This window comes from Glutamicibacter soli (genome assembly GCF_003309065.1).
Taxonomy (GTDB): domain Bacteria; phylum Actinomycetota; class Actinomycetes; order Actinomycetales; family Micrococcaceae; genus Glutamicibacter; species Glutamicibacter soli.
Genome location: NZ_POAF01000002.1, coordinates 482,976 through 505,516, shown reverse-complemented (window position 1 = coordinate 505,516; position 22,541 = coordinate 482,976). Strand labels below are relative to the sequence as shown.

The 22,541-nt window shown below is 59.8% G+C and carries 24 protein-coding genes, 1 pseudogene and 1 riboswitch; of the genes and pseudogenes, 11 read left to right on the top strand and 14 right to left on the bottom strand.

Annotation, left to right across the window (positions count from 1 at the left end):
• Positions 1–68: 68 nt before the first annotated feature.
• Positions 69–371 (top strand): hypothetical protein, encoded by a 303-nt coding sequence (locus C1H84_RS05915; protein WP_146955920.1) that lies wholly within the window; start codon positions 69–71, stop codon positions 369–371.
• A gap of 329 nt (positions 372–700) precedes the next feature.
• Here C1H84_RS05915 and C1H84_RS05910 read toward each other — a convergent pair whose 3' ends face one another.
• Genes C1H84_RS05910 through C1H84_RS05900 form a run of 3 tightly spaced genes read right to left on the bottom strand, consistent with a single transcriptional unit; the run spans position 701 to position 3,016 of the window.
• The gene (locus C1H84_RS05910; protein WP_146955918.1) at positions 701–1,372 is read right to left on the bottom strand and encodes a hypothetical protein; all 672 of its coding nucleotides are present in this window, start codon (positions 1,370–1,372) and stop codon (positions 701–703) included.
• Between the two features lie 14 nt (positions 1,373–1,386).
• A complete protein-coding gene (locus tag C1H84_RS05905; RefSeq protein WP_244910819.1) occupies positions 1,387–2,430 on the bottom strand; it encodes a restriction endonuclease in 1,044 nt (347 codons plus the stop codon).
• A 37-nt stretch (positions 2,431–2,467) separates the two neighbouring features.
• Positions 2,468–3,016, bottom strand: coding sequence for an HNH endonuclease (locus C1H84_RS05900; RefSeq protein ID WP_113606821.1), 549 nt, complete (start codon positions 3,014–3,016; stop codon positions 2,468–2,470).
• Between the two features lie 780 nt (positions 3,017–3,796).
• On the opposite strand from C1H84_RS05900, the gene C1H84_RS05885 reads away from it, so the two are divergent.
• The 5 genes and pseudogenes from C1H84_RS05885 (at position 3,797) to C1H84_RS17950 (ending at position 8,394) form a co-directional block, all read left to right on the top strand.
• Positions 3,797–4,471: a MerR family transcriptional regulator gene (locus C1H84_RS05885; RefSeq protein WP_146955916.1), complete on the top strand. Its 675-nt coding sequence runs from the start codon at positions 3,797–3,799 to the stop codon at positions 4,469–4,471.
• A gap of 123 nt (positions 4,472–4,594) precedes the next feature.
• On the top strand, positions 4,595–5,275 hold the full coding sequence (locus tag C1H84_RS05880; protein ID WP_113606819.1) for a hypothetical protein: 681 nt from the start codon (positions 4,595–4,597) through the stop codon (positions 5,273–5,275).
• A 220-nt stretch (positions 5,276–5,495) separates the two neighbouring features.
• Positions 5,496–6,359: pseudogene (locus C1H84_RS05875) on the top strand (AraC family transcriptional regulator).
• A 127-nt stretch (positions 6,360–6,486) separates the two neighbouring features.
• A complete protein-coding gene (locus C1H84_RS18695) occupies positions 6,487–6,600 on the top strand; it encodes a PLP-dependent transferase (RefSeq protein ID WP_220124879.1) in 114 nt (37 codons plus the stop codon).
• A gap of 234 nt (positions 6,601–6,834) precedes the next feature.
• Positions 6,835–8,394 (top strand): hypothetical protein, encoded by a 1,560-nt coding sequence (locus C1H84_RS17950; protein WP_146955914.1) that lies wholly within the window; start codon positions 6,835–6,837, stop codon positions 8,392–8,394.
• A gap of 248 nt (positions 8,395–8,642) precedes the next feature.
• Here C1H84_RS17950 and C1H84_RS05870 read toward each other — a convergent pair whose 3' ends face one another.
• The 4 genes from C1H84_RS05870 to C1H84_RS05855 form a co-directional block, all read right to left on the bottom strand.
• Positions 8,643–9,161, bottom strand: coding sequence for a gamma carbonic anhydrase family protein (locus C1H84_RS05870; protein ID WP_113606818.1), 519 nt, complete (start codon positions 9,159–9,161; stop codon positions 8,643–8,645).
• A 39-nt stretch (positions 9,162–9,200) separates the two neighbouring features.
• Positions 9,201–10,043 carry a formyltetrahydrofolate deformylase gene (gene purU / locus C1H84_RS05865; RefSeq protein ID WP_047118389.1) on the bottom strand — a complete coding sequence of 281 codons (843 nt, stop codon included), beginning with the start codon at positions 10,041–10,043 and terminating at the stop codon, positions 9,201–9,203.
• 78 nt (positions 10,044–10,121) lie between these two features.
• Entirely contained in the window at positions 10,122–10,631 is a 510-nt protein-coding gene (locus tag C1H84_RS17945) for a hypothetical protein (protein ID WP_146955912.1), read from the bottom strand.
• Between the two features lie 230 nt (positions 10,632–10,861).
• Positions 10,862–11,914, bottom strand: coding sequence for a flavin-containing monooxygenase (locus tag C1H84_RS05855; protein ID WP_244910818.1), 1,053 nt, complete (start codon positions 11,912–11,914; stop codon positions 10,862–10,864).
• 90 nt (positions 11,915–12,004) lie between these two features.
• A riboswitch (ZMP/ZTP riboswitch) is annotated at positions 12,005–12,081 on the top strand.
• A 40-nt stretch (positions 12,082–12,121) separates the two neighbouring features.
• On the opposite strand from C1H84_RS05855, the gene C1H84_RS05850 reads away from it, so the two are divergent.
• Positions 12,122–12,982 carry a bifunctional methylenetetrahydrofolate dehydrogenase/methenyltetrahydrofolate cyclohydrolase gene (locus C1H84_RS05850; RefSeq protein ID WP_425323558.1) on the top strand — a complete coding sequence of 287 codons (861 nt, stop codon included), beginning with the start codon at positions 12,122–12,124 and terminating at the stop codon, positions 12,980–12,982.
• Positions 12,983–13,485: 503 nt separating this feature from the next.
• Here C1H84_RS05850 and C1H84_RS05845 read toward each other — a convergent pair.
• From C1H84_RS05845 to C1H84_RS05835, 3 genes are all read right to left on the bottom strand, one after another.
• Positions 13,486–13,872: a hypothetical protein gene (locus C1H84_RS05845; protein ID WP_146955910.1), complete on the bottom strand. Its 387-nt coding sequence runs from the start codon at positions 13,870–13,872 to the stop codon at positions 13,486–13,488.
• Positions 13,873–14,821: 949 nt separating this feature from the next.
• Positions 14,822–15,160, bottom strand: coding sequence for a hypothetical protein (locus C1H84_RS05840; RefSeq protein ID WP_244910817.1), 339 nt, complete (start codon positions 15,158–15,160; stop codon positions 14,822–14,824).
• Between the two features lie 236 nt (positions 15,161–15,396).
• On the bottom strand, positions 15,397–15,858 hold the full coding sequence (locus C1H84_RS05835) for a hypothetical protein (protein ID WP_146955908.1): 462 nt from the start codon (positions 15,856–15,858) through the stop codon (positions 15,397–15,399).
• Positions 15,859–16,161: 303 nt separating this feature from the next.
• Here C1H84_RS05835 and C1H84_RS05830 point away from each other — a divergent pair, with 303 nt between their 5' ends.
• Both C1H84_RS05830 and C1H84_RS17940 read left to right on the top strand, forming a co-directional pair.
• On the top strand, positions 16,162–16,620 hold the full coding sequence (locus C1H84_RS05830; protein ID WP_244910816.1) for a MarR family winged helix-turn-helix transcriptional regulator: 459 nt from the start codon (positions 16,162–16,164) through the stop codon (positions 16,618–16,620).
• Between the two features lie 215 nt (positions 16,621–16,835).
• Complete coding sequence (locus C1H84_RS17940; RefSeq protein ID WP_146955906.1) at positions 16,836–17,126, top strand: hypothetical protein; 291 nt, start codon at positions 16,836–16,838, stop codon at positions 17,124–17,126.
• Positions 17,127–17,239: 113 nt separating this feature from the next.
• On the opposite strand, the gene C1H84_RS05820 is transcribed toward C1H84_RS17940, so the two are convergent.
• Positions 17,240–17,500 (bottom strand): GlsB/YeaQ/YmgE family stress response membrane protein, encoded by a 261-nt coding sequence (locus C1H84_RS05820; protein WP_053797467.1) that lies wholly within the window; start codon positions 17,498–17,500, stop codon positions 17,240–17,242.
• A gap of 423 nt (positions 17,501–17,923) precedes the next feature.
• Positions 17,924–19,291, bottom strand: a complete 1,368-nt coding sequence (locus C1H84_RS05815) for an MFS transporter (RefSeq protein WP_113606812.1) — start codon at positions 19,289–19,291, stop codon at positions 17,924–17,926.
• Between the two features lie 99 nt (positions 19,292–19,390).
• On the opposite strand from C1H84_RS05815, the gene C1H84_RS05810 reads away from it, so the two are divergent.
• Together C1H84_RS05810 and C1H84_RS05805 are read left to right on the top strand one after the other, a co-directional pair.
• Positions 19,391–20,308 (top strand): LysR family transcriptional regulator, encoded by a 918-nt coding sequence (locus C1H84_RS05810; protein WP_113606811.1) that lies wholly within the window; start codon positions 19,391–19,393, stop codon positions 20,306–20,308.
• Positions 20,309–20,357: 49 nt separating this feature from the next.
• The gene (locus C1H84_RS05805) at positions 20,358–20,714 is read left to right on the top strand and encodes a VOC family protein (protein ID WP_113606810.1); all 357 of its coding nucleotides are present in this window, start codon (positions 20,358–20,360) and stop codon (positions 20,712–20,714) included.
• A gap of 33 nt (positions 20,715–20,747) precedes the next feature.
• Here C1H84_RS05805 and C1H84_RS05800 read toward each other — a convergent pair whose 3' ends face one another.
• Together C1H84_RS05800 and C1H84_RS05795 are read right to left on the bottom strand one after the other, a co-directional pair.
• Positions 20,748–21,365, bottom strand: a complete 618-nt coding sequence (locus C1H84_RS05800) for a response regulator (protein WP_113606809.1) — start codon at positions 21,363–21,365, stop codon at positions 20,748–20,750.
• Positions 21,346–22,527: a sensor histidine kinase gene (locus C1H84_RS05795; RefSeq protein ID WP_146955904.1), complete on the bottom strand. Its 1,182-nt coding sequence runs from the start codon at positions 22,525–22,527 to the stop codon at positions 21,346–21,348. The genes C1H84_RS05800 and C1H84_RS05795 overlap by 20 nt, the downstream gene beginning before the upstream one ends.
• Between the last annotated feature and the right edge of the window lie 14 nt (positions 22,528–22,541).

Genomic DNA, 22,541 nt, shown 5'->3' with positions numbered 1-22,541 from the left:
CACATGTGATGATCTCGGGTCAGCTTGATCGGGGAACCAGAATGACAACTGCATCCCGGGAGCCGAACATGTCGCAAAATCCAATGAAAACACTTGGCATTACGGGTGCGGTGGCCATGGTCGGTCTGAACATCACCGTGCTGGCCTTCTTTGTCCTGTGGCTGATTGCCGACAGCGCCGCCATTGGCCGCATGGAATCGGAGTCCAGCATTGATCCGGGCCAGATGCTTCCGAATTCCGAACTGCTGTGGTTGGCAGCGCACGGTTCCGTGCTGATGGTCGTCGTTCTGGATGTGCTGGCTGTTGCATGGCTGGTCAAGGCGAAAGGTGTCCCGCAGCATGCCGCCAGTATGGAATTGAACGTCGATTAGGCCAGAGACCGCCTGGTTTCGCAAAGCAATGCGGTCGGCGCCGCAACCCTATGGCAGTGGAACCCCGCACCAATATTTGATCGGGATAATCCAGAACCTGGAATTCTCAAGCTTCGCTACGTGAAACCGGATGATTGGCCACTAAGTGAAATGAAGTGATCCAGGACCGGTCGACTGATAATCAGTGGTTCTTGGAAAAGTGAAAACCGCAGGTGAAAAGTAGCTCATTACCTGCGGTTTTCCAGCTTCTGCTCGTCCCGATACCGTGAGTCGAAATACGGCTTCCCGTAATTATTTGTTCGAGGTTTCTGGGCAGCAAGGATGCGTAGTTAGTTCTCTTTGCCGGCTCGTTCATTGAGCCAGATCGCATGATCCAGATGTGTAACGGTCTTGCCGTGGCCGGTGGCTTTGTGGGATTCGGTGACAACAAGCCGGGCAAGGGCTGGAGTGACACTTAGCCCGAGCATGTGGGTATCGGCGACTCGTTGCACGGCTCGAACGATCCAGGTGTCGGGCTTGACATCGCCGTATCCTAGGAGCATGCCGAGGTAGTGGTAGGTGACTTTCCCGAGACCGTGAACGCTGCAATAAGCGTGTTCATGGTCTGCCTTCAAGTAGTTGAATTCTTGTGCTGTGTAGACAGGAGGAGCCAGCTCGATTAGATTCTGGGCGACCTGCAAGACTGCCTGGGCTTTTGATGTCCCGGACGTTTTGCCGCGACCGAGGATGTCCTCGATATCTGCTGTGCTGAGTGTTAGCAGTTCGCGGAGGTCTTGGGCAGCCTCGGGGTAGGTTTCCTTGAATTTCTTGAGACGTGGAAGCAGCCCTTTGCCATGTTTGGTGGTGTATCGGGTCTGGATCGAATAGATAGCGTCGAGGATCGCCATGGGCAGATGGTTGGGCCATCCACCGGCGTAGGCGGTGAGCTGTTCTTCAGTCAGTTGCTGAACGTCGTTGCTAAAGTGCTTGATCAGTTCCGAGTGAGGGGTTTGGGAAGTCATGATTTTCTCCATGGTCAAGATGCAGTGTCGGCGACGACGAGCAGTGGCGTCAGAGGCATGATGGTTCGCCACCGTTCAGGAAGCGCTGCGTAATGTTCCAGAACGAGGGAGACAATGTCCTCGCCAGTGATCAAGCGCAGTCCTGGTCGTTGACGTTCGAGCGCCAGAGCGTCGCGGCTGTAGGTTCCTAGGGTCATGAATACTACGAGTTCGCCGGCACCTTGGACACCGATGAGTTGCTGTACTTCAGGAGCGCCAATCGTGGCGGTCATGCGTTTGCACTGGACTTTGATCAGTGGCGGTTCGACCCCGAGAGGGTCTTTATGAGCGATGACATCCACCCCTCCGTCCTGCGAATAGGCAGTGACCCGTGCTTGGTACCCGAGTGCCCGCAAAAGATCGGCGCTGAACTCCTCGAACTGGCGTGGAGTGATGCGCTCTTGAAGTACTTCAAGGACGAAATCTCGGGTATGGCGTTCGATCCTGGATGCCCGGGGTTCATCGGAAACCTCGTCCTCGGAGGTGTTGCGGGCTGCGGCTTGTTCGACGACCGCGGTGACTTTTTCGATGTCTTCGGTGCGAGTTTTGAGGGCGGCGAGGAACTCGTGCGTGTGCTTGCTGACTTTGAAGAGCGTCAGCGCTGAGCCAATTTCATAGAGTGCTGGTTGGGTGAAAACGGTGCGGGAGAGACCGATTTTCTTCCATTGCACTTTGCGCCGGTGCCGGTGGGTAGGTGCTGTGGAATCGAAATAGTAGTCACTGCTGATGATACCGATGTTAATGGTGCTGTCGGGTTTGTATGGCGCGACAACGATGTCCCCGATCTGCATTTCCTCCCGGAATCGAAAGAGCATGCCAGCCCAGGTGGGGATTGCTTTGCGGCGTTCTTCGGGGATGATGCGGGCGAGCTCGGCTTTGAGTCCTTCGCGACCGCCCGGGATATGCGAGAGATCTGAAATGGTGTCCCAGCTGAGGCTGACGAAGTTCTCCTCAGTCAGTTCGGTGGTGAGGGTGTCGTTATGGAGGCCCCATACCTGCATGATGTGTTCTTCTTTCACGGGTACTATCTAGCGGTTGCGTTTAGGTCGAATTTTTCTAGTCGAGACGTCGAACGGTGACGTTAGCGCCCTTTGCGCGGTTGCATGGTCCGCAGAGGATCTGCAGGTTTTCGGGATTGCTGCTTCCACCGCGAGAGAGAGGGATGATGTGGTCAAATTGAAGGTCGGACTCTGAGCCGCAATGGCAGCAATGGCCTTGATCTCGATGCAAGACCAGTAGCTTGACGTCGTCAGGGATCCCACGACGTACTACTGGCTGATGCCTGAGGTGTTCAAGTGCTACCGAATTCTCTACTTTCCGCTGTCGTCGCAAGCGGTCGGCCTTGATCACTGCGTAGACTTGGCTGGCTTTGAGGTCATCGAGATCGGCGTAGATAGTGTTTTGGAAGAACCAGTAGTTTTTTCCTCTGACTCGCGCCAAAATTTTCGGCTGGTCTATCTGGCGGGAAAGGAGGTATTCGTACTCTGATCGGCTGATCTTTCGCACCGGATACTCTTTCTTCCCTAGAGTGAGTACTAGCTTGCCAGAGGAACCCCAGAATCCCTTATCGAAACGAATTCGAGCAGTAGGTACCTTATGAACCATTGATGACCCCCATCATGCATTAAAGCTATTTGTAGCAGTATATGTTTCATGGCCGACAAGTTCGGTTTGCTAAGCATGGTGAATGCAAGAGCCGTTTAGGTCTGATGCTCTTTGATTCTGTGGCAAAGCGTGCGCCAGACATTCCCATGTCTTTGGTGATTCGGGGTGCTGGTTTCCCGGATTGGATGGGTTTTGCGGCGGTGCGGATTTGTGAATCTATGAAGGTAGGGCGGTATCCGACGAGGTCGCCGCCGGTGGTGCTGCGTTTGCGTAGATCTTCGGCTAGTTCGAGCATTTTCTGGGTGGAGTACCCGAGTTGATCCAGGGTGGTGGTCACGAGAGCATCATCCGGATACAGAGCGTGGAACGCTTTATCCAGTCCGGGAGCTTTCGCAAGTGCCCCGGGTGCCTGTGGTCGATGTAGAGGTCACCACGAGTGGCGCCGGCCTCAAGAAGATCCTGGATCTGCTGGGTCTTGCCGTACGATACGGCTGCGGCTCGGCGGAAGCCTTCGTCCGGGCGTTCCGTGCGGTGCACGGTGCAGGCCCATGCGATGTTCGTCGTGAATGCGACCCCTTTCGAATCGAACCAATACTCAGGTTCAGCCTGACCGTCGAAGGGAATGCTGGCACGAGGCTCTGGTGGCTGAGGCAATTCAAGGCCGACGCTTCAGTATTGGGTTGATCGAAACGAACCGCAAAAGTCGGGCGCGACTATGTTTACCCTCGGGATTGATTGACACAATGGTTTGCTCGACAGTACCCATGTGTCATGGGGACGATGACTACACGCCAAGCCGCGGAGGTCTTGCAAGTTACCACCGAAGCTGTCAGGAAAATGCTGAAAACCGGACGCCTGGAACAAACTGGTGTGGTTGGGCGCATGCTTCTGATCGATGCAGATTCGGTGCATCGCGTACACCGCGAAGGCAAACGCGCGGGCCGTTTGTGGACAGATCAAACCGCGTGGGCCGCCCTCTTCTTGCTCTCTGGCCAGAAAGTCACCTGGTTGTCCTCAAGTGAACTATGGCGGCTTCGGAAGAGGCTTGCCAGTATCACCGCCGAAGAATTCCAGCAGCTCGTCCGCAACCGTGCCACACCACGCCGCTTCCGCGGCGGCGCCTCATCCAAAGCCCAGCTAGCCAAAACCATAGGCCTCACCGGCACTGGAATCCTCAAAGACCAGCGTATCGCCAGCTCCTTCGGTCTGGCAGCAGGATCGACTGCCCTGGAGGGCTACGCGAAAGCCGGATTCATCGACAAAAATGCCCGTAAACTCGGGCTCCGGGAAGATGCAACCGGGGACATCCTGATCAGGGAAATCCACTTCGCACTGCCCCTGGAAGACGGCAAAGTGCCAATAGCCGCCATCGCGGTTGATCTGCAAGACGCGCACTCCACACGTGAGCGTTCCGCTGGAAAAGCAAAAATCGAAGAGTTGCTGCATGACCAATAAGAGACGTCAACGCCCAACCATCAGCGTCGAAATCCCTGCAGGAGGATGGCCAGCCCCTGGCCGCAGTGACTGGAACTGGCCCAAGCCTTCGACACCTCGAAATGGACTCTCGTCGGAGGTCCCATGGTGCAGTTGCACGCTGCCATAGCGAACGTTCCCCTCAACCGTCCTACAACAGACGTTGACCTGGTGCTCCATGTGGAAACCGGATCGGTGACCGGGCCTGAGGTGAGTCGTACGCTGTCTCAGCTCGGCTATGAACTGCAATTGCCCGTGCACAAGGACTCACCATCCCACCGATTCACCCGGCAACGCAATGGACTCGTGGAAACAGTTGATGTCATGGTCGCCGACCATGGAATCTCCAAACCACCCCTGACCATCGGCGGCCGAGAACCATTCCAAGTCTCTGCAGGAACACAGGCCTTGAAGCGCACTGCCAACTGCCGGATCCTGGATTCTGCAGGGACAGTAAACACCACGATGAGCATCCCCAACGCACTGGCGGCGCTGGTGTTAAAAGGCGCAGCATACCGAGAGGACACCAGGGACCGGGGCCGGCACTTGGAAGATGCCGCTTTGCTATCGACGATAATCAGCGATCCGCTCGCACTGGTAGTAGAGCTTCAAGGATCTGACCGGTCCCGGATCATTGGACTCTATAAGCAACTCTCAATTCTAATCCACCCTGCCTGGGCACTTATTGAGGAAGACCGCCGCCGCGATGGCCTCTACGCTCTCGATATTCTCTCTAGAAACCCTCAAGGCTTCGCAACAGATGGAGAATTGGGACCTGCTTTCTAACGCGAAGAGCGGATTTCACTGCGAGGCCAGATTTTATATAGTGCGGCATGCGGGAGCGCAATGGAGGTAACCGTTAGCGTTGTATCTTCGTCGCTTGGCTTCTACTGCTGCGTCGGAGCAGTTTGAAAAGACATTTTTCAACCTACTGATCTGAACGAACCGCAAAAGTCGGGCGCGACTATGCTTCCCCTCGGGATAGTGGATGGTGAAGGGTGGGAACATGATCGGAATTCTGAATCGGCTCATGGAGCAGATAGAACTGCAGCTCGATGCCGAGATCGATTTCGGCCAGTTGTTGGAGGGCGCGGGTACCACCGTGTACCACGTGCGCCGCATGTTCTCTTCGCTGGCAGGAATGCCGCTGTCCGAGTACGTGCGCCGTCGACGCATGACGGTGGCGGCCGCAGACCTTCTGGAAGGCCAGGACCTGCTGGGTCTCGCCGTGCGCTATGGCTACAGCTCGGCATAAGCTTTCGGGCCGGCGTTCCGTGCGGTGCACGGCGCTGGCCCGGGCGATGTCCGTCGTGACGGAGGCCCCCTTCGAAGCCAACCAATACTCAGGTTCAGCCTGACAGTCGAAGGGAGTGTCCCCATGGATGCCCGAATTGTTGAACGTCCGGAATTCAAGCCGGTGGGCCATGCTGCCCGTGTGCCGTTGATCCATGAAGGGGTGAACCCGCAGATCCAGGCCCATATCGCCTCGTTGCCGCTGGCCGAACATGCCAGGCTCAAGGAATTGGCCAATACCGAGCCGGCAGGCCTGCTCCAGGTCAGCGCGGAGGTGGATGCCGACTACCGGGAAGGAGCTGAACTGACATACCTGCAAGGTGTCGCGATGCTGGATGGGACCGTGCGGGAAGACTTAGATGCCATCACGGTTCCCGCCGGGACCTGGGCGGTGTTCCGCACGTCGGGTCCTTACCCTGCGGCCCTGCAGAACGTCTGGGCTTCCACCGCTACGCAGTGGTTCCCGTCGAATCCGTGGCTGCTGCGCGAAGGCCCGTCCATGGTGGCGGTGCTTGAACGGTCCGAGGACTTCAGCACCGCCACCTGCGAGCTGTGGCTGCCCGTGGAACGCGGGTAGGGCAGCCGGCCCGCAGTGGGTCAGGAGTTGGCGTCCCGGTGCTTGGCGGCCAGGCCAAGGTAGGTGTCGGCGTTCTTCTTCAGCCCGGCGACCTCGCCATCACTCAGCCCTCGGTCTCCCTCGGCAGGTGGAATCCCTGGTCTGCCACCCGCGCGAAATGACCCATGCATCGCTGATCGGCGCTCCGCTGGAAATCCCGGCCAACCTGGTCCGGCTTTCGGTGGGCATCGAGGAGACCTAAGACCGGATCATCGATCTGGAACGCGGGCTGGCAACGGCGGCCAAGGCCGCCAGAACAGAAGGAGTTCAGCACAAAGAATGGCGTCTGCCTGACGGTCGGTGTATATACAAACCAGGCCCGGTGTCGTTGATTGCTGGGGTCGCTGAAGGACTGATGCCATGGCCGCGGCGTCGGGTTTCGGCAAGGTGTGTTTGGAAACGTCCATTTTAACTGTAGATGTGCAATGATTTCCGCATGAAGCTCACCAAGTTGGAAAAACGACTTCTCGAATGTATGCGGAAGGGTGACGAGCTGGACTTAGAGCCGCATTATGACAAGCCAGAGTCAGTTCCTGAAACGGTAATTGCGGCCTGGGGAAGCAGACATACAATCCGTGCCTCTGTGATCCGTGAGATAATGAGGGGAACTGTTCCGGATCTAGAAGCGGTTGATCCCCGTGGGCTACAGCTTCGAGGAGCCAGGATTAGCGGACGCTTGGATCTGGAAGATGTTGAATGCCTATTTCCCTTGAAAATGACGGCATGCTATTTTGAGCAGGGAATTGACGCAGAGTCGGCAATTTTTCCCCGATTAGAATTGCGCTACTGCGTTATTGAAGCTTCAGTAGAAAGCAGCCGAAAGGCAAAAATTCATAGCGCGGTGTGCCTAACCGGAGCTAGAATCAACGGACGCCTAAGTTTTACAGGTTCGTTGTTGAAGAACCAATCCGGTCCTGCACTTTTAGCCGACCGGCTATTAGTTGAGGGTGATCTATTTCTTCGTGAAAAGTTTCGCTCTAATGGTGCAGGGGAGTTTGGCGCTGTGCGACTGACTGGTGCGATCGTCAGAGGGCGGTTAGACCTTTCGAATGCCGTAATGAAGAACGAGACTGGGCCAGCACTTTCTGCCGATGGGTTAGTGGTGGATGGTGATCTACGCCTTGATGAAGAGTTACGTGCATTTGGGAATGGGGAACATGGTGCGGTGCGTTTACTGGGAACGAAAATCGGTGGTCAGCTGAGTCTTTCTGATGCGATTTTGACAAACGAAACAGGCCCTGCCCTTTTGGCCGATAGGTTGTCAGTCGACGGAGATCTATTCCTTGATGGAAATTTTTGCGCGTGTGGCAGCGGCGAATATGGCGCAGTACGCTTGAAGGGGGCGAAGGTCTGTGCGCTTCACATTGGCGCGGGTATTCTGGAAAAATCACGTTGGGGAGTCAAATGGGTTGTGGACGGCTTATCTTACGAAGGCTGCCCGACCGAGCAACCGAAAGCATGGCTGAAGTTCCTTAAGAAGCAGACTCTAGACTATGCCGCGCAGCCATATCAGCAATTGGCCCATAATTTCTTTGAAGCGGGACACGACTCGCGTGTGCGGAAAACACTTATTACTCAGCGCTTTGACCAGCTGCGACGTGGTAAACCGGGAGTGAAAGATTGGCTTTGGGGCGCGTTCACGGGGATTACTGTGGGCTTTGGGTATCTCTCATGGCTTCCAATCGTTTGGCTTATCGCAATTTTTGCCGTCGTCTATTGCTTGGTCACGAGAGTTTATTCGGACGGCCTTGCATCGACTTCGGAGTTGAAAATCGCTGGAGCGGACCCGACTTGTACAGGGTTAGAACAATTTCAAATGGTTGTCGATATGGTTGTACCACTGGTTTCCACGGGGGTAAATGAAACTTGTCAAGTAGTTGCCAGGGTGCCGGACGGGGAAGCTTTGGCGATAGTATCCATGGTTGCTCAAGGCGCAAGCTGGGCTTTGCTCACTTTATTTGTTGCTGGGTTTACAGGAATAATCCGAAGAAACTAGGGATATAGAAGTCCTGCAGCTGGTGAAGCCATTGCATCGGCTAGCGGTGAGGCTGTAATGACTAGTAGGTCCTGTTCGTCATTGAGTTAGCAGCAAGGGCACGTTTACCTAAATCTAGGCCAGAATCAGATCTTAGTACTACCCGGTCTACCAATCGTTCAATAACGTTTCTTAAGCTTCAGCACTGGCGCTCTGAAGGGGCGGCCGCCAACTCAACTTACTCGCAAGGAAGGCCGCCCTTTAGGCGACTAAGAATTGGCGACCAGGTGCTTGGCCGCCAGGCCAAGGTAGGTGTCGGCGTTCTTCTTCAGCCCGGCGACCTCCTCGTCGGTCAGTTCGCGGCGAACCTTGGCCGGGACGCCTGCCACCAGCGAGCGTGGCGGAACCTGGGTGCCTTCAAGCACCAGAGCACCGGCGGCCACCAGAGACTGCTCGCCGATGACCGAGCCGTTCATGATGGTGGCGTTCATGCCCACCAGGCAGCCGTCGCCCACGGTGGCCCCGTGGACCACTGCGCTGTGCCCGACGGACACGCCCGCACCCACGGTGCAGGGGTATCCGGTGTCGGCGTGCAGCACCACGTTGTCCTGCAGGTTGCTGCCTTCACCAACGCGGATCGGCGCCGAGTCTCCGCGCACGGAAACGCCGTAGAACGCGCTGGAACGATCGCCCATCACCACGTCCCCGCTCAGGGTAGCGGTAGGGGCGGTGAAAACATCCTGGCCGACCTGCGGCGTATGGCTGTCGATGGTAATAATGTGAGTCATGGCACCACTGTAATAGGGGCGGATAGGACCCTGCGACTATTACGAGAAGACGATGGTTCGCTGTCCGTCCAGCATGACGCGGTGCTCAGCGTGCCACTGCACGGCGCGGGTCAGCGTGCGGCCCTCGACGCTGCGGCCCAGGGCCACCAGCTGCTCCGGAGTGCGTGCGTGGCTCACCTGAGTGACTTCTTGGTCGATGATCGGGCCCTCGTCCAGATCCGAGGTGACGTAGTGGGCGGTGGCGCCGATCAGCTTCACGCCGCGGGCGTAGGCCTGGTGGTAGGGCTTGGCTCCCTTGAAGGACGGCAGGAACGAGTGGTGGATGTTGATGACCCGACCCTCCATGCGCTGGCACAGCGAATCGGAGAGGATCTGCATGTAGCGGGCGAGCACCACAAGCTCGATATCGTAGTCGTCAACCAGCTTCAGCAGCTCGGCCTCGGCCTGCGACTTGTTGGAGGGGGTGACCGGAAGGTGGACGAAGTCCACGCCGTAGAACTCGGCCATGGACTTTAGGTCCAGGTGGTTGGAGACGATGACCGGGATATCGATGGCCAAGGTGCCGGCGCGCTGGGCGAACAGCAGATCGTTCAGCGCATGCCCGGCCTTGGAGCACATGATCAGCGTTCGGGTGCGTGCGGTGGTGTCGTCCACGCGCAGCGACATGTGGAACTCGTCGCGGATGGGAGCCAACGCCGCACGCACCTGCACCAGGGACTGCTCGGTTGCCACCTCGATGCGCATGAAGAAGGTTCCGGACTCGGGGGACTCGTATTGCTGGGACTCGGTAATGTTGCAACCGGCACCCAGCAGACCTCCGGAAATGGCATGGACGATGCCGGGACGATCTACGCAGGACAGGGTGACGGTGTACTTGTTCATGCATTGAGGTTAACCGTCTAACGCCCTGCGTGCACATTCGCCGCCTACGGTTACGTCTTCCGGCGTCCCGTTTTGCCGCTATTTGTCTGCTTCGTCAGGCGAATCGGCGAAGATCGTCACCCAGATATCGGTGCCATCAGCCACGTTGACGGTGACGGTTTGGCTGGCAGCCGGGTTACTGATGTCAAACAACCCTGCGGCTCCGCCGTTCAGCGAGCAATCACTTGAGACCTCCTTGCCGCCAACGCCGTCGAGGGAGGCAGACCATTTGCCGGTGCCCGAGCACTGGACGGCTACGCCCAGGTGGGAGTATCCCGGGGGCATCGGTTCTACGTCGAAAGAAGTGGTGCCCGCGCCGGCAACCTGCTGGCGAATCTCTGATGACGGGCTGCCGTTCTTGAGCACCGAAGCCTGGGCTTCGAAGATATCGGAAGTTTTTGGTGCGCTTTCCGGGCTTGCGCTGCCGGCAGTGGGGCTTGCCCCAGTTGTCGTTTCACCGGCTGAATCTGCCTGACCGGTGCAGCCAACTGCGGCAACGCTCAAGAATACGAACAATGAGAAAGCACTAGCCTTCCTGAGGTTTTTCATCTCAGGAGACTACAGTCGGGAACAATTAAAGTCGATCGTTTGCAGAAATAAGACATCAGCACAGAATGCAGACGGCCATCCAGCTACGCCGTGTCATCGGCCTGCCTGGTTCGGAACCTGTTCGACGCTGTGCGTGGAGCGACGAACCAGGGTTTGTAGCATCTTCAGACGAAGCGTACGCAGGGAATCGGACACGTGCTCCGCCCCGCACACGCCGGTGAGGTTCCCGACTAGGCAGGAACTGCCGCCAGGTACTTGCTCGCTGCCACCGCTGCCTTGCGCCCGGCGCGGGTGGCGCCCAGCGTGGAGGCCGAGGCACCGTAGCCCACGAAGTACATACCCGGAAGCTCAACCGCGCTGACCGAATCCTCGGCGATCAGGATGCCGCCGGCTTGTGTGTGCAGATGCAATGGACGCAGGTGGTCGTGCGCATGGCGGAATCCGGTGGCCCAGAGGATGGCGTCGATGGGCTCGGCGCTGCCGTCCTGGAAGTGCACGCTGCGCGGGCCCAGGAAATCGATCTCGCCGCGGGAAACCAGCGCGCCGGAATCGATGGCCGCCTGCATCACGGGGGTCAGCATCAGCCCGGTGGCGCCCACCACTGACTTCGGCGGCAGGCCCGCGCGGGTGCGCTCGTTGACCTGGCGCTCCACCTGGACGCCCCAGTCCGCGCTCGGCGTGCGCCAGTCCGGCTCGGAGCGGGTGGACCACAGGGTGTCCACGCCGGCGGCGCGCAGCTGCACGATGAACTGGGTGGCGCTGGCGCCGCCGCCCACCACCAGCACCCGCTGGCCGGCGAACTGCTCAGGGCCGATGAAGCCATTGGTGTGCACCTGCGGGCCGTCGAAGCGGCCTGGATAGCTTGGCCAGTTGGGGTTGGTCCAGGTGCCGGTCGCGTTGATGATGCTGCGCGCCTGCAGCGTTCTTCCGTCGGCCAGCTCAACCGTGAAGACACCGTCCTCGTGGGTGACCGCGCGAACCTCGGCGTCATGGCGCACCGGCAGGTTCTTCTCCCGCTCGTAGGCGCCGTAGTATTCTGAGACGACCTCGGAAGCCGGTCGGGTCGGGTCCTGGTTATCGAAGGGGAACTCGGGCAGCGATGCCACCGCGTGGGTCTTGCCCAGGGTCAGCGTGCGCCAGCGGTGCTGCCAGGCGCCGCCCGGACCCGGATTGGCATCCAGCACCACGTAATCCTCCCAGGGCTTCAGTCCCCGGCGCTGAAGATGGAATGCGGCGGACAGTCCCGCTTGCCCCGCACCGATCACGATGTTCTGGTAATACACTGCTGCCTCCTTACCCCTGTAACCGGATCCGCAGGACCTTCATTCCGCGTGAGGCGGTTGTCACACGGGCTATGGCTGGGCATTGGATAGAATTGAACCCGTGACTGGCGTTTGGTGGACTACCACCGGGGAGCTAATCGTGGGAGCCGCGCGCCTGGGTTCGCACACCACCTGCCTTGGCAACAGGGCCCCTACGGAAGGATGAGCGTGAGCGCACGCATTCTCGACGGCAAGGCCACCGCGGCCACGATTAAGCAGGAACTGACCGAGCGCGTCGCCAAGCTGAAGGCCGCCGGCCACAGCACCGGACTGGGCACCATCCTGGTGGGCAACGACCCGGGCTCGGCCTGGTACGTGGGCGGCAAGCACAAGGACTGCGCCGAGGTGGGCATCGAATCCATCCGCGTGGACCTGCCGGAAGAAACCACCCAGGACGAACTGCTGGCCAAGGTGCGCGAGCTGAACGAGAACCCTGACTGCACCGGCTACATCGTGCAGCTGCCGCTGCCCAACCACATCGACCAGGATGTCATCCTGGAAGCCATGGACCCGGCCAAGGACGCCGACGGCCTGCACCCGATGAACCTGGGCCGCCTGGTCGCCAACGTGAACCGCCCGATGACCTCCCCGCTGCCCTGCACCCCGCTGGGCTGCGTGGAGCTGCTGGCCCGCCACGACATCGACCTGACCGGCAAGCACGTGCTTGTGGTCGGCCGCGGCGTGACTATTGGCCGCCCGGTCGGCCTGCTGTTGACCCGCCGCGACGTGAACGCCACCGTCACCCTGGCACACACCGGCACCACCAACCTTGACGAGCTGCTGGCGCAGGCCGACGTGGTCATCGCCGCCGCCGGCTCGGCCCACATGATCAAGACCGCCAAGCCGGGCGCCATCCTGCTGGACGTGGGAGTTTCCCGCGTTGACGGCAAGGTCACCGGCGATATCGACCCGGCCCTGTACGAGGTTGCCAGCTGGATCTCCCCGAACCCGGGCGGCGTGGGCCCGATGACCCGCGCGATGCTGCTGAACAACGTGGTGGAAGCCGCGGAGCGCAACGCCGCGAACTAGAAGTTAACGGGTGATGGCCGGCGGATGTCCCGAACGGGACCGCCGGCCTTCATTCATCTACGATCTTGGCAGGGTCGAAAAAGTCCTCCCCGTTCAAGCCAATGAACTGCAGGAACTTGTAGCTCGGGATTGGACGAGGGGCGTCGAGGTCAGCCTCCCCGAGGGCGATGCCGCGCATCCGCCTACTACGCATGGGCGACGTAGCTCAGACAATTCATAGGCCCTGAGTTGGGTCTTTGCTGTGGCTTGCCGGACTGGATTCGGGAGGGACGGCGATTTGAGAGCATGCATGCGCCGAAGCCGACTGGTGGATTCTTGTCGGCATAGTGATTATTGCGAACGTCGAGACGCTGGCCAGCCATCATGCCGCTGGTGCCTGATGCTGGGAGGCGGGAGTCGAGGGGTTAAACACTGAAGCATCCCACGAGGACTGCGGGATGCTTCAGTGCGAAAGGGCTTCTTTCAGTTATAAACAAGACCAGATTAACATCCAGTGGGGTAGCTCAGTTCATAAGGTCTGGATCATCCAGCGAACGTTCAGCATCCGGTTTGCCCAAGGCGCCCGGACGGGTGTTGTACGAGCTCTCGTAGTCCCTGTCACTGCGCACATAGCACGGAATTTCAAAGGTGATCGCGCTGTGAGCCCAGTACCTGACCCGGAAAGTCCTCGCGCCTTCAGGCGTGCCTTTGGCGATGAATTGGCTCATCACTTGACCCTTGGCTTCTACCGGCACATTCTCCAGAGCCGGATTTGGCACCGAGACGAACCAGAAGCTCAAGTCGTCGGCCGTGATGTCATAGATTGCAATCAGTACGGATCGTCCATGGACTGAAACGAGGCCCATCACATCATCAACGAGTTCGTGCGGCTCCGCCAGCACGATGGGCATTCCTTCTCTTCAGCCGTAGGAGGCGAGATGTACGCGGGCTTGGCGGGATCCGAGGATGTGTTTGACGTGATCGGCTGTTTGGGTTCGCAGTTCGTGGGTTGACATGGCTAACCTCCGCTCTGTAGCTCTTCCGGTATCTCCGAGGAACCACACCGCAATGAGTCAAAGTGGTTGTCCTGATGGCAAAGCAGGCCACGGATATTATCGCGGAGTGTCTTTTGGACTGTACGCGTCTTTCACTTTAATAGATACCCTTTGGTGATGGACTGCAATGAATACCCCGTGAACATAGCGTTGGTATCCAGCGGTTGCCCAGCCTCGAAATGCGCCGAGACCTTGGTCCTGGTAGTGCGAAGGCACGGAACAATGGCGTCTGCGGCGCAGGCGGACTCGCAGTAGGTAGCCGGACCAATTTGACCACGGAACGCAGGAACCTTGCTGCCCGTGCTCTTCGCAGGCTATCCATCTTACGGGACGCCTCGTCAGAGGCTACTCCGTACGACGGCACTGTCCGGATCGACGGTGGCACGGCTGGATCCCAAACCATTTCGACTGGCAGCCGTGCTGGAGCCCCGCAGCCGACCCCAAGCTCACACATTGGATACCTGCCGCGCTGGAGCAAGCAATGCGCTGGACTCTCGGTCCGGGTCAATCCAAACGAGCGCAACTGGATTCGGAACATTTCAATTAGGCAGACGGAATTGCACGATGTTCACGCCGAGGACTGGTACCCGCTGACTTGGATAGAGCCCATGGTGCAACACAAGAACTGGATGATTCCGACTGCGATCGAAGAGGGCGGGACTTCGCCCGCAAGCCTTTAGGGAGAGAACTCCGGTCCGATCCCAGCCCGTGCCTGGCACCATGAACTGATCGATGGAGCAGAGCAAGAGCCGGAACCGAAGCTTGATTACCTCGAATTAGCAGAGGTGCCCGATGTTGGAGTCATTCAGCGTGTCGGCACTGAGTAGCGGGTAGACGTCGTACGCTGCGCTTGCATCTGCGGGCAGGACGGGATTAAGTGGGCCACCGCGGTGTGCTTCCAGAATTTCACGCGAAATTCCATCACGCGGGATGAGCCGAGTTCGTGGAAGAACTCCCCTGTGGTGCACTTGGAAGGTGACGGCTGCTTGACTTTCAGCGCTGGCTGCGGCGTCGTGACATAAAGCAGCTGCAGTTCCTCTGTCTCGGGGTTGATCATCGCTACTAGGGCATCACGTCCGTGGATGGAAACCATGCCCATCGCGTCGGTGAGTGATTCGTTCGGCTGGGTCATCACGATGGGCATGCCCGGCTCCCATCCATAATTCGACAGATGAGCTTTGCCTTCGCGGGTGGCGAGAAAATCAGCGACTCGGACAGCTGTCTGGGTTCTAGCGATTCGACCTGGCATTTAAGATACTTCCCTTTCCTGCACTGCTCATTTGATAAGTGATGATGAGGTGGAAACCTCCGTAAGCGGAACTCAAAAATAGCCCCAACTTTCGACGCTGCCGCATTGGCGGGCAACGGATACTGCGCTGATTAGGCGATGCTCAGGTCCGACGGTGTTCCGCCCCGGCCAAAATCGAGACCGCCTGTGGGGGTTAGCGAGGGGGCGATGAATGGCTGTTCCAGCCAATCTTGCTGCGGATGCAAAGCTGCGTCCAGAGGTTCCGATGGAAGCGCTAGGTTTTCTTTGCCGGCGACCGCAAATTGTAGATTGCGGACTTCGAACTGGATGCCCAGGGAGTTCTCCATTTGTGGCAGCAGCGTGTCATTCACGTATTGCATCAGCTCAGAAACATGGTCTTCGCTTTTCGCGGTGCATGCCAGGTTCAAGACTAATTGATCCGGGGTACCGGTGATGGTGCATATAGCCGAATGAACCGTATCTTTGCTCCGGCACTCGTGTGATCCGAAAGCGGCGATCTGCTGCATCCGCTCCGCCCATGCGTTGGCAGGATGCGTCGAGGGATCTACTGGAACTGCTAAGGATTCTTTCATTATTCACTCCGGTATTGATAGCTGTTTCGTAGTAGAATATCTGTAGACAGGCTAACTATTAGCTAGGTTACATTATACTTTTTTGATTAGGCAAGCTGACCGCAGGCAATGGCGAGGAAGGGGCATCGGAAGGCACGAGCGATGAGTTCGTACCCGGCGGAGGGAATTCTCATGAGTAGTTATGGAGCAAGTGGATATTGGTATGACACGGCTACCACGGCGCCAGGGGCCGTTGATTTGTTGAACCTGATGCGCAGGTATCGAGAGTCGGAACGTAAGATGCGAGCCAAAACGCGTGGGTCCATGGGAATGAACGAAACCGATATGTCCGCTTTGCGCTTCTTGCTCGGTGAGCACCGTAAGGGGGTGATTCCGCGTCAACGGGATTTTGCCGAAGAGCTGGGCATCTCTAATGCATCCGTGTCGGTGTTGATAGACCGTTTGTGCCGCGACGGGTATGCCGAGCGCATTGTCCACCCTGCCGATCGCCGCTCGGTGGGGATCGTGCCCACCGAATACAGTGATTCCGAAGTTCGCGGAACGCTGCACAAGATGCATGAGCGCATGATGGATGCAGTGAACACCCTGACCGCTGACGAGCGGATTGGGGCGGCCAAGTTCTTGGCAGCCATGATCCGAAGTGTTGAAGCCGACGAAGCGGAAGAAATTCAGTCCCGCGAATCCGCGGTTGCTTCCTCCTCGTTGCCAGATCGGAAATCTGATAGGAATTCAGCTTCCTCGGCTTCGGATCATCTGCGGTAGTCCGAGGGTTGCATGGAGGTTGGGAATCGACCGGACTCCCGCCGCCGCAGACCGGCGTGGAAGCCACCAGATCCACCTGGGGTGCGAAGTCGATTTCAGCTTCTACCGTATCGTTCCTGATGAAAATCTGACGGTCGCCCTTCGTCTTAGGTTCAGGAACGTAGATTAGGAAAATAGTAAATTCAACTCGTTCTGGAAGAATGGAGTGATAGCTAATGCCACGTAAGCGTCTTGATGTTTCTCTCAGTCATGATGAGTTCGAAGATCTTAACAACGCTTTGGAAGACCATCGGGATGGGTTCAAGAGGATGGCGCAGGAGGCAATCAACGGTTTCGGCCTCGAGCCCGCCTACTGGACCGGTCGAGCCGAAGAAGTGGAAGGTCTTCGTGAGTCGGTGCACGAGCATAGTGCTGACGAACCTGACGTTCCACCTGCGGATTCGGATCTTCCACGGGAGGCAGAATCGGCTCTGGATCTGGATCCCGAATCCGAGCCACGCAATTAATTGGTTCGGAATGCCTAATCATCCCATCCGCCCGACGCGGGTATTGTCTCAAGAATCCAACCGAAAGAGCGGTCCACCACATTGTGTGGTGGACCGCTCTACGATAGGACTAATTAGGCGCGCTTGCGGGTAAGAAGCCCCCAGATCACCAGAACAATCAGTGAACCACCGATAGCGAGCAGCCACGTAGAAAGGGACCAGAAGCGGTCGATTTCGACATCGAACAGCGCTGAACCGATCCAGCCGCCCACGACCGCGCCGACCACGCCGAGCAGCAAGGTCGCGAGCCATCCGCCACCTTGTTCTCCTGGCTTTATGGCCTTGGCAATCGCGCCGGCAATCAATCCTAAAATTATCCAGCCTAAGATACCCAACGAACACTCCTTCGATTAGCCTGCGGCTTGACTAGAACGAAAATGTCATAGCCTACTGGTTTTACAAGCTACTGCTTCGGCAAGCACGTGGCTCTAAACTGGATGATTCCTGATAAGGGCGCAGGTCAAGAGGAGCTTGAAACAATCCTCACAAGTACCGCATGCGGCGCTATGCGTCAATCTGTCTCGGCAGCTTGGGCCGACGGTGCCGTCAGCGAAGATCGTCCTAACGAAGCATGCAAATGAACGGTGTTTACGGACGATGGGTGGATCCGCGAACCCATGCCTTGAGATTTAGCGGAGGCCATCGTCGAACTATCGCCGGTTCCCGAGCTCACTTTCCGGCAAAGCCGGGCAAAGAAAACCCCGCCCTAGCGAAACAAATTCGCTGGAACGGGGTTTTCGTCTAACAGGGGGTCAACGCTACTTGGAAACCTCTTGCGTCTGGGCTTCGACGGCGCGCTTGTCGAATACCAGGGCGCCGACTTCCTGCTCAGCCTGGTTGTGGAAGGACAGGTCGATGCCGCGGCGGTCGCGGATCAGGGAGACCGCGATGAAGGCGAGCACCACAACCACCAGCAGGTATACGGACACGGCGGTGGTGCCACCGGTTGCCTGGACCAGCGCCTGGGCGATGGTCGGGGCGAAGGCACCGCCGAGGATCGCGCCGATGGCGTAGGAGATCGAGACGCCGGAGAAGCGCACCGAGGCCGGGAACAGTTCGGAGTACAGTGCCGCCTGCGGCCCGTAGGTCAGGCCCAAGCCGATGGAGAACAGGCCGAAGGCCAGATAGAGCATGCCCAGCGAGCCGGAGTTGACCAGTGCAAAGACCGGGAACAGCGATGCGGCCAGAACCACGAAGCCGATCTGGTAGGTGCGCACGCGGCCGATCTTGTCCGCCATAACGCCGGCGATCAGGGTCACGATCAGCCACACGGCGGCGCCGAAGGCCACGGCGATGAGCACGTCGGTGCGCTCCAAGCCGATCGGTCCCTCGGGATCGGTGGTGTAGGCCTGGAAGAACCCGCCGGTGGTCATGTAGCCTGCGGCGTTATTGCCAGCGAAGACCAGCGCGGCGATCAGCACCAGCGGCCAGTGCTTCTTGAACAGGACGAGGATCGGGACCTTGGTCTGCGCCTTGTGTTCGGCGATCTCCTCGAAGACCGGGGACTCGTCCACGGAACGACGAACGAAGAAGCCGATGGCGATCAGGATGATCGAGACCAGGAACGGCACGCGCCAGCCCCACTCGAGGAATGCATCGCCGGGGGAGATGACGCCGGTCATCAGCGCCATCATGCCGCTGGCCAGCAGCATGCCCAGGGGAACGCCAACCTGCGGGTAGGAGCCCGAACGTCCGCGCTTGCCTTCCTCGGCATGCTCGACGGCCATCAACACGGCGCCGCCCCATTCGCCGCCGGCGGAGATGCCCTGGATGATGCGCAGCAGCAGCAACAGGATCGGAGCCCACAGCCCGGCGGTCTCGTAGGTCGGCAGCACGCCGATCAGCGTGGTGGCAGCTCCCATGAGTGACAGGGTCAGCACCAGCATGGCGCGGCGGCCGATCTTGTCGCCGTAGTGTCCGGCCAGGAAGGCGCCGAGCGGACGGAAGAGGAAGGACAAGCCGACCGAGGCGAAGGAGATCAGCAGCGCGATGTCCTTGCCGGCGGGCTCGAAGAACAGGTGGCTGAAGACCAGGCCTGCCGCGGTGGCGTAGATGAAGAAGTCGTACCATTCGACGGTGGTACCGATGACTGTGGCGAACGCGACGCGCCGTTGGTTTGCGTTCATGAAGTGGGCAGCTCCTTGGAGAGGTGAATCACTTCAGTGTGACACCACACATAGGTAAGGTAAACTTCAAATACCTGTAGAACTTCTGAAGGTTGGCTTATGTACACGATGCGGCATCTTGAAATCATGGCCGAGCTTCCGGACCATAGGACCCTTGGATCCGCCGCGGACGAACTGCGTATTTCCGAGTCAGCGCTGTCCCAGGCGATTACCGCCATCGAGAAACTGGCCGGCGAAACGCTGTGCCTGCGGCGCAAGGCGCACGGCTTCACCCTGACAGCCTCCGGAGTGCATTTTTCGGCGATGGCCCGCAAAATCATCTCCGATGTTACGGAACTGGCGGCCACCTTCCCGCAGCAGGAAGGCGTGCTGCGCGGACCCGTGCGCTTCGGCTGCTTCGCCTCGCTCTCCCCGCACCTGATCCCCTCGACCATGCAGGGATTCGACCACCCGCAGGTGGAACTTTCGGTGCAGGTGGGCACCCATGAGTCGCTGCTTCCGGCGCTGCGCAATGCGGACCTGGATGTCGCCTTCGTCTATGACCTGGGCCTGCCTCCGGACATGGACAAACAGGAGATCTACGAAACGCATATGCAGGTGGTGCTGCATCCGGAGCACCCGCTGGCGCGCCTGGAACGGCCGCTGGAACTTGCCGACCTGGTGGACGAGCCGCTGGTGATGTACGAATCCGATCCGTCCACCGAATACGTGCTCCAGCTGTTCGCCGCGCAGGGCCTGAACCCCAAGGTCATCGCCGAGGTGCCGCAGATGATCCTGGTCTCCGCGATGGTCGGGAGAGGTCTGGGCTACGGCCTGCTGATGCGCCGCCCGAACAACGCCGAGATGTCCTTGGAAGGCAAGCCGCTGGCCTTCCGCGACCTGCATACCCCGGTGTCGCCGACCGCTCCCAGCTCCCTGAGCTCGGTCGTGGCGATCACCCCGCTCGGGGTCAAGGTGCCGGCCCGGGTGCAGGCGCTGATCGAGCACTGCCGCGAAGCCATGGCGGATTCCTGGTAGCCCTACCCAAGCGCCGGCGGCTCCCGCATAATGGGGCGCAGGAGGCATCATGATTGGCACATGGCAGGCATTGGTGATCGACTGCGAAGACCCGGACTCGCTGGCGGCGTTCTACGAGCAGCTGCTGGGCATGGTCCGCATCGACAACGACCCTGACTGGGTGAGCATCGGCGACGCGCCCGACCGGCCGGCCGTCGCGTTCCAAGCCGTCAGCCCCTATGTCGCGCCCGAATGGCCGGGGCATGTGCACCCGCAGCAGATGCATCTCGACGTCAGGGTCAAGGATCTCGATCTGGCCGAGGAGCTGGTGCTGAACCTCGGCGCCCGGAGCACCGGGCAGGGGACCAAGACCTTCCGTGTCTACCTCGACCCGCAGGAGCACCCCTTCTGCCTGGTGAGCTGGTAGCCGCGCCCCGCTACCATACCCGTCCGCAGCTAGCTAGCCTCCGGCTCCGTAGGCGATCTTCGCCGCCTGCAGCCTAGTGCTCACCCCGAGCTTGGCAAGCACCGCCGACACGTGCGTTTTCACCGTGCTTTCCCCAATGCCCAGACGCTGCGCCAGCTGCGGATTGCTCAGTCCCTCGCCGATTCCCTGGAGCACCTCACGCTCCCTGGCAGTGAGCCCCTCGGGCAGCACCACGGGCGGCGCCGCGGCCAGCGCCCGTTCCATGACCCGGGCGGTGACCTGCGGATCCAGGACGGATTGGCCGCGGCCCGCCGCGCGCACCGCGTCGATGATCGCCTGCGGCTCGGCGGTCTTCAGCAAGAAGCCGTGGGCGCCGGCCTGCAATGCGCCAAAGAGGTAGTCGTCATCGTCGAAGGTGGTCAGCACGATCACCCTTGTTTGCCCGGAAATCTGCGCGGTCGCCGCGATGCCGTCCATCACCGGCATACGAAGGTCCATGAGCACCACGTCTGGGCTGAGCGCCCGGGCCATGGACACGGCCGCGGCACCGTCCGCCGCCTCCCCGACAACTTCCAGGTCCTCTGCCGCCTGCAGCACCAGGCGGATGCCCAGGCGCACGGTTGAATGGTCGTCAACAAGCAGGATCTTCATGGATTCCATCCTGTAGCTGGGCGGCGGTGGGCAGGGTGACCTGAACCCGGAACTGGGGGACGGGGCGAATGTCGCAGCTGCCGCCTACGGCCTGGGCTCGGGTGCGGATGCTCTCCAGCCCGATGCCGCTGCCGAAGCCGTGTCCGACATGCTCCGGGACCGGGTTGCTGGCATGGATCCAAACGCGGTCCCGCAGCTGCTCCAGACGCAAGCTCAGAGTGCTGCCCGGGGCGTGCTTGGCGTGGTTGACCAGCAGCTCGCGCACCGTGCGGTGCGCGGCGGTGTGCACGGCGGCGGGGATGGACTCAGGGTGCGGCACCGAGTACTCCAGCTCGATCTCTTCGGAAGCCTCGGCGACCAGCTGCGGCACGTCGGTCAGCCGCGCCGCCAGCGCCGGGGTTCCCGCATGCAGCATGCGCACCATCTCGCTCATTTCCTCCAGCCCGGTCACGCTTTCGCGGCGGATGGCCGCCAGCGGTTCGTTGCCCGGCGCGGCCGCCAGCGCCGCTCCGGAGAGCAGGGCGATGGAGGAGAGCCGGGCGGAGAGCACGTCGTGCATTTCGCGGGCCAGCGCGGTGCGCTCGGAAATCCGGGCCGCGTGGTGCTCGGCGCTCAGCCGCTCCGCCCGCGCCTCGGCGGCGGCGGCCAGCGCCGCGGAACGCTCGGCCTGCGAGGCGGAAAGGTCCTGGGCGGTGCGCACGTTCTGCGCCCACAGCATCGGGGTGAACAGGATGAAGCCGGTGAGGAACAGGCTCAGCACCACCTGCTGCGCCAGGTGCGTGGCATCCCAGGCGAGCACCGCCATCACCAGCGACACCAAGCACATGAGCGTGAACGAGATCCGGCGCAACGTCAATCCGCCGAGCAGGAAGACGCTGAAGACCGCCTCGAAGGCCATGAAGTATCCGGCAATGCTGCCCAACGCCAGCAATCCCAGCCCGGAAGAGGCCATGGCCAGCGCGGCGGGCAGCAGCCAGCGCCTTCGCAGCAGGACGGCGCCCAGGCCCAGCAGCAGCACCGGGAACCAGAGCCAGCCAGGCAGCCCGGAAAGCGGCGGGTTCACCACGCCGAAGGCGTGCAGCACCGCGGCAAGCAGCAGATACATCCCGGCCGTCTCCGGCTCGTCCTGGCCGCTGCCGATACGCCGGATCAACGTCGTCATGATTCCAGCATGCC

Excerpts from the sequence above, each read along its gene's own strand:
- C1H84_RS05915 (WP_146955920.1), top strand. The coding sequence starts at position 69 with ATGTCGCAAAATCCAATGAAAACACTTGGCATTACGGGTGCGGTGGCC.
- C1H84_RS05910 (WP_146955918.1), bottom strand. The coding sequence starts at position 1,372 with ATGACTTCCCAAACCCCTCACTCGGAACTGATCAAGCACTTTAGCAAC.
- C1H84_RS05900 (WP_113606821.1), bottom strand. The coding sequence starts at position 3,016 with ATGGTTCATAAGGTACCTACTGCTCGAATTCGTTTCGATAAGGGATTC.
- C1H84_RS05885 (WP_146955916.1), top strand. The coding sequence starts at position 3,797 with ATGACTACACGCCAAGCCGCGGAGGTCTTGCAAGTTACCACCGAAGCT.
- C1H84_RS05880 (WP_113606819.1), top strand. The coding sequence starts at position 4,595 with ATGGTGCAGTTGCACGCTGCCATAGCGAACGTTCCCCTCAACCGTCCT.
- C1H84_RS17950 (WP_146955914.1), top strand. The coding sequence starts at position 6,835 with ATGAAGCTCACCAAGTTGGAAAAACGACTTCTCGAATGTATGCGGAAG.
- C1H84_RS05870 (WP_113606818.1), bottom strand. The coding sequence starts at position 9,161 with ATGACTCACATTATTACCATCGACAGCCATACGCCGCAGGTCGGCCAG.
- purU (WP_047118389.1), bottom strand. The coding sequence starts at position 10,043 with ATGAACAAGTACACCGTCACCCTGTCCTGCGTAGATCGTCCCGGCATC.
- C1H84_RS17945 (WP_146955912.1), bottom strand. The coding sequence starts at position 10,631 with ATGAAAAACCTCAGGAAGGCTAGTGCTTTCTCATTGTTCGTATTCTTG.
- C1H84_RS05845 (WP_146955910.1), bottom strand. The coding sequence starts at position 13,872 with ATGCCCATCGTGCTGGCGGAGCCGCACGAACTCGTTGATGATGTGATG.
- C1H84_RS05840 (WP_244910817.1), bottom strand. The coding sequence starts at position 15,160 with ATGCCCATCGTGATGACCCAGCCGAACGAATCACTCACCGACGCGATG.
- C1H84_RS05835 (WP_146955908.1), bottom strand. The coding sequence starts at position 15,858 with ATGAAAGAATCCTTAGCAGTTCCAGTAGATCCCTCGACGCATCCTGCC.
- C1H84_RS05830 (WP_244910816.1), top strand. The coding sequence starts at position 16,162 with ATGGGAATGAACGAAACCGATATGTCCGCTTTGCGCTTCTTGCTCGGT.
- C1H84_RS17940 (WP_146955906.1), top strand. The coding sequence starts at position 16,836 with ATGCCACGTAAGCGTCTTGATGTTTCTCTCAGTCATGATGAGTTCGAA.
- C1H84_RS05815 (WP_113606812.1), bottom strand. The coding sequence starts at position 19,291 with ATGAACGCAAACCAACGGCGCGTCGCGTTCGCCACAGTCATCGGTACC.
- C1H84_RS05810 (WP_113606811.1), top strand. The coding sequence starts at position 19,391 with ATGTACACGATGCGGCATCTTGAAATCATGGCCGAGCTTCCGGACCAT.
- C1H84_RS05805 (WP_113606810.1), top strand. The coding sequence starts at position 20,358 with ATGATTGGCACATGGCAGGCATTGGTGATCGACTGCGAAGACCCGGAC.
- C1H84_RS05800 (WP_113606809.1), bottom strand. The coding sequence starts at position 21,365 with ATGAAGATCCTGCTTGTTGACGACCATTCAACCGTGCGCCTGGGCATC.
- C1H84_RS05795 (WP_146955904.1), bottom strand. The coding sequence starts at position 22,527 with ATGACGACGTTGATCCGGCGTATCGGCAGCGGCCAGGACGAGCCGGAG.